Genomic DNA, 8,934 nt, shown 5'->3' with positions numbered 1-8,934 from the left:
TAAGATCTAAAATAATTTTGATTTTATTTTTAGTTATAATGAGCATTGTTTTTGAATTGTTTAGTTTGGCCTTAATAATTCCATTGATGAGTTCTATTTTTGGTATAGAAACATCTTTAACCAATAGTCAGTATCCACTTTTAAACGACCTTAATAATTTATTTGGATTAAATAATATAAATATTTTATTGGTTATCCTCTTTTTGTCGGGAATAATTTTAAAAAATATTGTTTTAATGGCTAGTTATAAAAATTTGTACTCTATGAAATTTCTTATAGAGAAAGAATTATCGAGCAAGTTACTTTCAAATTATATTTCTAGCCCGTACTCTTTTTTTATGAAAAGAAACACCTCTAATTTACTTCATAATGTTACTCAAGAAATTTGGAAATTTTGTGACGTGGTGGCAGGATGTTTTTATTTGATAGCAGAAATTATTATACTTTTGGGAATTGTATCTATCTTATTGATTGTCAATACAAAGGTTACCTTGCTCATAGTAATAATTTTAGGAATTTTTGGATATTTTTTTTTAAAATTTTACAAAAAAAAACTTGAAACACTAGGAGATGAAAAAGTTTTGTATGAAAGTTTAAGAATTAAACAGCTAGGGGATATTTTTGGTGGAGTAAAAGACATATTGATGAAAAATAATCAAAACTATATGTTAGAAATTTTCAAAAAAAATTATGATCGTATAATTAAACCAACTGTTTATTTAAATGTTTTAAGAGCAATACCAAGGGTTTGGATTGAAGTCTCATTTATCTCTTTAATATCTATTTTTTTAATTTATATTTTAACAATTGGATTAGATATTACTTTATTAATTCCACAAATAATTTTTTTTACAGTTTGTTTAATTAGATTGTTTCCATCTATAACAAAAATTCTTTTTAATTTTCAGCTTATCTCTTTCTCCTCCTCGACAATAAATCTTGTTAATAAAGAGACACAAATAAAAATTGATAAGCAATATATTATGCCAGAAAAGGAAGATAATAAAATATTAAGATTTAATGACAGTATCGAAGTAAGAGATTTAAGTTTTGAATATATCAAAAACAAAAAAATTTTAGATAATATTAATATTCAAATTAAAAAGAATCAGATGATAGCAATTACTGGTAAAAGTGGTTCTGGCAAAAGCACACTGTTAAATATTCTGCTTGGACTAATTATTGATTACAATGGAGAAATATATATTGACAAAAATTTATTGTCAGAAAAGAGTGAATATTTATTTAATTGGAAGAAAAAAATTGGATATATCCCTCAATCAATATTTATTTATGATGATACATTGAGAAGAAATATTGCTTTTGGTATTCATGATGAAGATATCAACGAAAACCTGATTGATAAAAGTATATCTATGTCTAAAGTCGATGAATTTTTACATAATATGCAACATAGTAAAGAAACAAATTTAGGTGAAGGTGGCATTAAATTATCTGGTGGACAAATTCAAAGGGTTGGAATTGCTAGAGCACTTTATTCTGATCCTGATGTTCTTATTTTGGATGAGCCTACTAGTGCATTAAATTCCAAAATAGAAAAAGAAATCTTTACAATTTTAAAAGATTTAAAAAAAACAGTTATAATAGTGACTCACAACAAAGAAAATATGGATATCTGTGACGAGGTTTATGAAATTATTGATGGAAAAATACACAAAAAATAATTTTGATCTTATTTCATAATTATTTTTATATTTTTGGTTAAAATTTTGGATATTTTAAAACACTTTTCAGATAATGAAAAAAATAATACAAGCTCTTATCAAAATAGGTCTTAAAAATTATGAAAATATTTAAGTGGTTAAATTTTTTAAAAAAAAACTACGATAATAGTATTCCTTTATATACAAAAAACTCTAATCCAGGATTAAAAATTCACTTAGGATGCGGAAATATAAATTTACAAGGATGGTTAAATATTGATGCGAGAGATTTTAAGCATGTGCATATAATTTCAGATGGTTTTGATTTAACTCAATTTAAAGAAAATTCTATTGCCGAATTTTATCTTTGTCATGTTCTTGAGCATTTTTCGTTTAATGAAACTCATAATTTTTTAAAAAAATTATATAACTTATTAAAACCAGGAGGTCTTATAAGAATTTCAGTTCCAGATATAGAAAAATTATATATCCTTTACAATAAGCAAAAAAAGTTAAGCATAATTAAAAACGCTATAATGGGAGGCCAGAACTATCCTAATGATTTTCATAAATCAATTTATGATCATCAAGAATTAAAAAATATTCTTGAAAAAAATAATTTTAAAAATGTAAGTTCTTGGAAAACGATAGATGTTTTTGGTCAGTCGATTGGTGATTGGTCAGATGGCGTATATAAATACAATATGCAAAATTATGATATAAGTTTAAATTTAGTTGGTGAAAAATAAAATAATAATAATTATTTATGAAAACTAATAAAAATTTTATAGGAATAATTGCAGCGAGATACGGATCAAAAGGTATAAAAAATAAAAACTTTTTATCAATAAATAAAAAAAATATTGTAAAAAAAGCTTATGAGGTTGCACTTAAAATTAAGCAACTAAAGAAAATTATAATTACAAGTGATAGTAAAAAAATCTTAAATTTGGTTCCGAATGATAAAAAAAATTTCAAAATTAAAAGATCAAAAAAACTAGCTTTAGATAACTCCCCAATGCTACCAGTCTTACAAGATGCCATTTTGCAATATGAAAAAAAATATGGTTCAAAAATAGATGCAATTATAATTTTTGATCCCACTGCACCTCTTAGAATTGAAAAAGACATAACTAGCGCTATAGATAAATTTAAAAAAGAAAAAGCAGATTTGGTTGTTTCGGTACATCCTTGTCAACATAACCCTTATTTTAGTATGTTAGAAAAAAATGGAAAATATTTTAAACTTTCTAAACAAAAAAGTCTAAATCCTGGATCTAGACAAGAAGCCCCTGTTGTTTATGAAATTAATACATTAGTCTGGATATATTCTAGAAATGCAATTATTAAGGAAAAAAAAAGAATACCAAAAAAAACTGTTATATTTGAAACACCTTATTCAAGATCAGTTGATATAGATACTAAGGATGATATTGAAAAAATTAACTATTATTTAAAAAAAAATGAAAAATTTAAAACCGCTCATTAATTATAGAAATATTTTTTCATTAAAAAAAAAAGTAATTATTATTTTTGGTGGAGCTGGAAATTTGGGAAAAAGCTTTTCTAAATGTTTAGTTACGGCTGGCGCTAGAGTTTATCTATTAGATTTAAAGAGGATTAAAGTAAACAATAAAAATATTATTAGCATGAAATGTGACGTTTCATCTGAAGAAAGTGTAATTGAGTGTATAAACCAAATAATTAAAAAAGAAAAAAAAATTAATTCTGTAATTTATAATGTTTATGCAAAACCGAAAAATTATTACAAACCTCTAGAAAAATATGATTACAATACTTGGCAAGAGGCTTTAAATATCAATTTATCAGGAGCTTTTTTAGTTTGTCAGCAATCTATTAAGCATTTTAAAAAAAAAAAAATTTCAGGCAATATTATTTTGGTTTCTTCAACCTATGGACTAGTAGGGCCTGACCAGAGAATCTATGAAAATTTAAAAAAAAATATTTATGGAGGCAATTTTAAATTAAACACTCCAGCTGTTTATGGAGCCTCAAAAAGTGGTTTAATTGGACTAATGAAAAATCTTGCAACAACATGTGGGAAATTTAACATTAGAATAAATTGTTTAAGCCCAGGAGGTGTCTTTGATAATCATGAAATTAATTTTCATAAAAATTACAAAAATAAAGTCCCTTTAAATAGAATGGCAAATTGGACAGATTATAATGGAGCTATTATTTTTCTCGCAAGTGATGCATCAAGATATATGACAGGATCAAATTTAGTAATTGATGGAGGATGGACAGCTTGGTAGAAAATAAAATTAAAAACGATCTTAACAATAAAATTATAATTATTACAGGTGCTAGTTCAGGTTTGGGTTTTCAAATAGCTAAAAGTTTATCAAATTATAACTCTAAAATAATTTTATGTTCAAGAAATATAGGAAAAATCAAAAGTAAGTTTTCATTAAAATCAAATGTAATTCTGAAAAAAGTTGATGTACAGAAACCAAAAGAAATAAAAAAATTTATTAATTTTGTTCTTAAAAAATACAAAAGAATAGATATTTTAATTAACAATGCGGGCATTGCCAAAAATGTTGTAATAGAAAAGGTTGATTATAAACTTATAAATAATGTATTTAAAACAAATTTATTTTCTGCTTTCTTATTTGTAAAATATTGCATACCAGTTATGAAAAAAAATAATTTTGGAAGAATAGTAAACATTTCCTCAGGTGGATCAATCAACTGTGCACCAGGTTATTCACTTTATAGTGCATCAAAGGCAGGCTTAAATACTCTAGCAAAAAGTGCTTCGAATGAATTGACAAATTTTAACATAAAAATTAACACTTTAAGTCCAGGTCCAATCAAGACTCCCATGTTTCCTAAAAATAAATTATCAGCTAAATTATGTATCCCAACATTAAAATATCTTTGTACCTTAAAAAAAAATGGCCCAACGGGCAAATTTTTTTGGTTTATGCGGCAGGTTAAAATTATACCATCAATCAATTTAAACTGGGGAAATCCACCAAATAATGATTAATAAAAAAAATATATATTTTATTGAAAAATCACAAATAGATAAAGTTTTAAAATATAAGCTTAATAACTTTGATAAAGCAAAACTACTGTCTTTAATTTGCCGCCTAAATACTCTTTCTATGATCAAACTAGCAGGCTCAGGACACCTAGGAACTTCAATGAGTGCTATGGACATAATGGTTTGGATTAAATTTTTTTTTCAAAAGAAAAAAAAATTAAGTGATCCAAACAGAGATATTTTTTTTTCATCTAAAGGTCATGATGCTCCTGCTCTTTATTCGGTTCTTTATGCATTAGGAGTTATAAGTTTAAAAAAGATTTTGAAACTAAGAAGATTAGAAGGTCTCGAAGGTCATCCAGACATTGCCACACCAGGAATAGAGGCAAACACTGGTTCATTAGGTATGGGAATATCAAAAGCAAAAGGAATGGTTTGGGCAAAAAATTATAATAAAAATGATGGCTCTGTTATAGTTCTAACTGGTGATGGTGAATTGCAAGAAGGTCAAATTTTTGAGTCAATGCAAACAACATCTCATCAGAAAATAAATAATCTCATTGTAATTGTAGATCACAACAAAATACAAAGTAGTCAATATGTAAAAAATATAATTGATTTGCTGGATCTTAAAAAAAAGTTTCAATCTTTTGGTTGGCATGTTGAAAAAATAAATGGTCACAACTTTAGAATTTTAGACAAAAAATTAAAAAAATTAATTAAAATCAAAAATAAACCTAAAATAATCATTGCTGATACTATAAAGGGCAGAGGTATTAAAGAAATGGAACATCCAAATGTAATGAAAAAAAATAAGAAATATAATTGGCATGCTGGAGCTCCTGACGACAAAAATTTTTTTGATTTTCAAATAGAATTAATAAAAAAAATTAATTTTGAAACTAAAAAGAAAATTAAAACTCAATTAAAAATATTAAATATTTTAAATATTAAACTTAAATCAGAGGTTTTAGAAATTCATTAATTATGAAATTAGATAAAAACAAATGGGTCACTATTTCATTTACAAATGAACTAATAAGATTAGCAAAATATAATAAAAAAATTATTTTACTCGATGGAGATCTGGCAGATGATGCAGATTTATACAATTTCAAGAAAAATTATCCGAAAAGATTTATTCAAAATGGAATAGCAGAGCAAGATATGGTTTCAATGGCAGGAGGTATTAGTTTAATGGGATTACTGCCAGTTGTAAATTCATTTGCGTCCTTTTTAACCGCAAGAGCAAATGAACAAATATTTAATAATGCATCAGAAAAAACAAAAATAATTTATATTTCTCTATACGCTGGTTTGCTACCTGCTGGAGCTGGTAAATCACATCAGAGCACAAGAGATATTTCGCTGATGTCCAATATGCCCAATATGAAAATTTACCATCCATATAATTATATAGAGGTTAAAAAGGTTTTAAATCATTGCATTAAAAAAGAGAAAAATAACTGCTCTATTAGGCTTTCGATAGGCCCTCCTTATAAAAATCAGCCAAAACTTGAACAAAATTATAAATTTGTCGACGGTTGTGGCAACTTTATAGCAAAAGGAAATGGAAAGTACTCAATTATAACTTATGGACAATTAATGATTTCCCAAGCATTTAAAGTTAGAGAATTATTAAAAAAAGAAAATATATTAATTGAAGTTATAAATTTACCATCACTAAATTACTTTAATAAAAAATGGTTCAAAAATACACTTAATAAAAAAAAGAAAATATTTATATTAGATGAGCACTTTAGGACTGGTGGTTTTTCAGATATTTTTTTGTCTTTTTTAAATGAAAATAATTTTAATAAAAATAAGATTATTAAAAAAATTGCTGTTGATGATTTTCCATCTTGTGGTCAACCAGACGAAGTACTTAAAAAACATAAATTAGACACTCAAAATTTATACAAAAAAATATTAAGAATTATTAGATATGATTAAGATAGGAAAAAGAATAATTTCAAATAATTCAAAACCACTAATTGTTGCAGAAATAGGCATAAATCATTTTGGTTCTTTAGCTCTTGCAAAAAAAATAGTTGATGAAGCAAAAAAAAACAAAGTAGAAGCTATTAAAGTCCAAATTCATATACCAGAGGAAGAAATGAATTTTAGCGCAAAGAGGATTAAACCAGGAAATTCAAAATTAAGTATTTTTGAAGTTATTAAAAAAAATTCTTTGAGTTTAAATGATGAGAAAAAACTTAAAGAATATATTCATAAAAAAAAATTAATATATATAGCTACACCATTTTCATTCAAAGCAGTTGATTGGCTGATAAAAAATAATATCAAGATCATTAAAGTTGGATCTGGAGAGTGTAACAATACCCCTTTAATTGAATATATCTGTAAGTTTAAAATACCAATGATAGTCAGTACAGGTATGAATAGTTTAGACTCAGTCAAAAGAACAGTAAAAATTATTAATAAAAATAAAATACCACACGCATTGCTTCACTGTGTAAATTTATATCCAACTAAAAAAAAATTGATAAGGATGAATAGGATGTTGAAAATGATGAAAGTTTTTAAAAAGTCTATTATTGGATACTCAGATCATTCTATAGGTAATAATATGTCTATTCTAGCTTTATCATTGGGTGCCAAAATAATTGAAAAACATTTTGTGCTTAACAAAAATAGAGTTGGTCCTGACACAATATGTTCTATGGATGGTAACGATCATAAAAAAATTATTCAAGCTAGAGACGAGATCTATTCTGCTTTAAGTTCAAATAAGGAAATCATAAATGAAGAAGATATTACTCGTAATTTTGCATTTCATTCAATAGTAGCTGCAAAAGATATTGGTAAAAATATAAAAATTAAAAGAGAGGATATAACTACAAAAAGGCCAGGTGTTGGTGATTATTTAGCTTTTGATATCAAAAAAGTTTTAGGAAAAAAAACTGTCAGAAAAATAAAAAAGGACGATTTTATAAAGAAAAATTATTTAAAAAAATGAAAAGAATACTTTTTGTAACAGGAACTAGAGCTGATTATGGTAAATTAAAATCTTTAATCAAAATTGTACAAAAATCAGATAAATTTAAATGTTATGTGTTTGTAACTGGAATGCATACCATTAAAAAATATGGATCAACTTTCCTAGAGCTAAAAAAAGATAAGATTAAAAATATATTTATATTTGATAATCAAAAAAAATTTAAAAGTATGAGTTTGAGCCTAGCCGAGACTATTAAAGGTTTTAATATAGTCAGAAAAAAAATTCAACCTGATTTGACCATTGTCCACGGTGATAGAATAGAACCTATGGCATGTGCATTGGATTGTGTGTTAAATAATTCTAAAGTAGCTCATGTAGAGGGAGGTGAGGTAAGTGGAACTGTTGATGAAATGATAAGGCATTCTATTTCCAAAATAGCTCAATTTCATTTTGTAACTAATTCAACTGCAAAAAAAAGATTGATACAAATGGGAGAAAAGAGAGACTCTATATTTGTAATTGGTTCACCAGATATTGATACTATACTAAGCAAAAAACTCCCAAAAATTGAGGTTATAAAAAAAAAATATGAGATAAATTTTGATAGCTACTCAATAGTTATGTTGCACCCTGTAACTACAGATGTTGATGGTCTAAAGAACTATGCTAGAATTTTTTTTTCAGCATTGAAAAAAAGTAAAAAAAAATATGTCATAATTTATCCTAACAATGACTTAGGTTCAGATATCATAATTAAAGAAATAGAAAAATTAAAAAAAAATAGTTTTTTTAAAATATTACCTTCCATGAGATTTGAATATTTTTTATCTTTATTAAAAAACTCACAATTTATTATAGGAAATTCTTCTGCAGGCATTATAGAGGCACCATACTATGGAGTTAAAACAATCAATGTAGGCAATCGACAAAAAAATAGATTTAGACATAAATCAATAATAAACTTAAAATTTAATGAACATCAGTTGTTAAAAAATATACATCAAAAAAATAAAAAATTTAAAACAATCAAATACTTTGGTTATGGAAAAAGTGACAAGAATTTTTATAAAATATTAGTCTCTAAAAAAATTTGGAAATTAAAAGTTCAAAAATATTTCAATGATTTAATTTAAACTATTTTCTATCCTAGATAAGATATCTTAAATTTTTCTTAAATTCACTAAAAGCTGAAAGTTTGTTTTTACTATTTGAAAAATATTTCAAATTTTCACTAATAAAATCTATAAGAAACTTATCAGTTAAGATAATTTTTTTTTTAGGAAATAGATCCCTAA

9 protein-coding genes are annotated in these 8,934 nt (G+C 25.2%); all 9 read left to right on the top strand.

The window, feature by feature from the left end:
* Positions 1-1,685, top strand: a 1,685-nt coding sequence (locus ACTTA5_RS07430; protein WP_440649129.1) for an ATP-binding cassette domain-containing protein, incomplete at its 5' end; no start/stop codon positions are given.
* Positions 1,686-1,804: 119 nt separating this feature from the next.
* Positions 1,805-2,413, top strand: coding sequence for a class I SAM-dependent methyltransferase (locus ACTTA5_RS07425; protein WP_440649127.1), 609 nt, complete (start codon positions 1,805-1,807; stop codon positions 2,411-2,413).
* Between the two features lie 17 nt (positions 2,414-2,430).
* The gene (locus ACTTA5_RS07420) at positions 2,431-3,153 is read left to right on the top strand and encodes an acylneuraminate cytidylyltransferase family protein (protein ID WP_440649125.1); all 723 of its coding nucleotides are present in this window, start codon (positions 2,431-2,433) and stop codon (positions 3,151-3,153) included.
* Positions 3,128-3,940: an SDR family oxidoreductase gene (locus tag ACTTA5_RS07415; RefSeq protein WP_440649123.1), complete on the top strand. Its 813-nt coding sequence runs from the start codon at positions 3,128-3,130 to the stop codon at positions 3,938-3,940. Before ACTTA5_RS07420 ends, ACTTA5_RS07415 begins: the two co-directional genes overlap by 26 nt.
* Positions 3,925-4,680 (top strand): SDR family oxidoreductase, encoded by a 756-nt coding sequence (locus ACTTA5_RS07410; protein WP_440649121.1) that lies wholly within the window; start codon positions 3,925-3,927, stop codon positions 4,678-4,680. Before ACTTA5_RS07415 ends, ACTTA5_RS07410 begins: the two co-directional genes overlap by 16 nt.
* Positions 4,673-5,662: a 1-deoxy-D-xylulose-5-phosphate synthase N-terminal domain-containing protein gene (locus ACTTA5_RS07405; RefSeq protein ID WP_440649119.1), complete on the top strand. Its 990-nt coding sequence runs from the start codon at positions 4,673-4,675 to the stop codon at positions 5,660-5,662. Before ACTTA5_RS07410 ends, ACTTA5_RS07405 begins: the two co-directional genes overlap by 8 nt.
* A gap of 2 nt (positions 5,663-5,664) precedes the next feature.
* The gene (locus tag ACTTA5_RS07400; RefSeq protein ID WP_440649117.1) at positions 5,665-6,630 is read left to right on the top strand and encodes a transketolase family protein; all 966 of its coding nucleotides are present in this window, start codon (positions 5,665-5,667) and stop codon (positions 6,628-6,630) included.
* On the top strand, positions 6,623-7,657 hold the full coding sequence (locus ACTTA5_RS07395; RefSeq protein WP_440649115.1) for an N-acetylneuraminate synthase family protein: 1,035 nt from the start codon (positions 6,623-6,625) through the stop codon (positions 7,655-7,657). The genes ACTTA5_RS07400 and ACTTA5_RS07395 overlap by 8 nt, the downstream gene beginning before the upstream one ends.
* Positions 7,654-8,772: a UDP-N-acetylglucosamine 2-epimerase gene (gene neuC, locus ACTTA5_RS07390; protein ID WP_440649113.1), complete on the top strand. Its 1,119-nt coding sequence runs from the start codon at positions 7,654-7,656 to the stop codon at positions 8,770-8,772. Before ACTTA5_RS07395 ends, neuC begins: the two co-directional genes overlap by 4 nt.
* Positions 8,773-8,934: the final 162 nt, after the last annotated feature.

This window comes from Candidatus Pelagibacter sp. HIMB1521 (genome assembly GCF_052047875.1).
Lineage (GTDB): Bacteria > Pseudomonadota > Alphaproteobacteria > Pelagibacterales > Pelagibacteraceae > Pelagibacter.
Note: the sequence above shows the minus strand (reverse complement) of the source record. Positions and strands in the feature narration are given on the sequence as shown.